Genomic DNA, 1,017 nt, shown 5'->3' with positions numbered 1-1,017 from the left:
ACTCCCGGAATCGAGGTCAGGACCGCGGAAAGAGGGTGAGCCTCCAGCAGCTGTCCGATCTGCGCTTCCAGGGCTCGTCGCTGTTCGTGGACGGCCGCGAGCGAACGGGCCAGGGAGGGGATCACGACGTCGAGGGTGCCGGTGCCGGGAACGACGACGGTCTGCTCGTCGAGCGCGTCGAACACCTCGTCGATCAGCCGCTGGGCCATGCGCGGAGCCTTGGGCCGGATCACCTCAACCAGCTTGCGGCGACCGGCCTTTCGCAGGGCGGCCGGGGAGCCGTAGCGTTCCAGCAGCCAGGTCACCGCGAGGTGGTCCAGACGTGGGCCGAGGACGCGTTCCAGGCTGGGGTGGAACTGGGTGAGCAGGCCGCGTATCCGGTTGGAGGTGCGGGTGGCCTCGGCGGCGAGGTCCTGGTCGAAGCCGACCAGCACGGTCAGCTCGGCGGTGATCTCGTCGGTCAGTTCCAGCGAGCGCAGGGTGTGCGGCATCGTCCGTGCGGCGTCCGCGATGACCGCGGCGTCCTTCGCGTCGGTCTTCGCCTCACCCGGGTAGAGGTCGGCGATCCGCCGCATGGACAGACCGGGCAGGTAGGCGACCTTGCAGCCGGCGTCCCGGGCGACGGTCAGGGGCAGGGCTCCGATGGAGGCGGGCTGGTCCACGATCACCAGCACGGTGCCGAACTTCGCGGCCAGCTTGTCGAAGACGGCCCGCAGCTTGGGCTCGCTGTTGGGCAGTTGCTTGTCGAAGACCTTCTTGCCGGCCGGGGTCAGCCCGTGCCCGTGGTGGGCGCTCTTGCCGACGTCGAGGCCGAGGAAGACGCCTACGTCGTCGATGTCGTTCAACCCATCCTCCCGAACGGATCTCGTGCGGTGCTGGCCAGGGCGTTGGCGTCGTGTGCGCGCATCCACGTTATGCAGACCTGCCGCCCGCAAGCGGCCGGGCTTTGCGCCAGGCCAGGCGGTAGTCGGGCCTCTCATCAGCGTCTCCAACGGCGCCTCCCGGGCCCGGTGACAC

The 1,017-nt window shown here is 69.7% G+C and carries 1 protein-coding gene; it reads right to left on the bottom strand.

Translation table 11 applies throughout. From position 1 onward, the window contains the following. The coding region (locus ACZ49J_RS45415; protein ID WP_467457752.1) for an IS110 family transposase at positions 1-845 on the bottom strand (845 nt) is incomplete at its 3' end. Between the last annotated feature and the right edge of the window lie 172 nt (positions 846-1,017).

The organism is Streptomyces sp. NPDC030840 (genome assembly GCF_055572015.1).
This window is presented reverse-complemented; position numbering and strand designations above follow the sequence as displayed.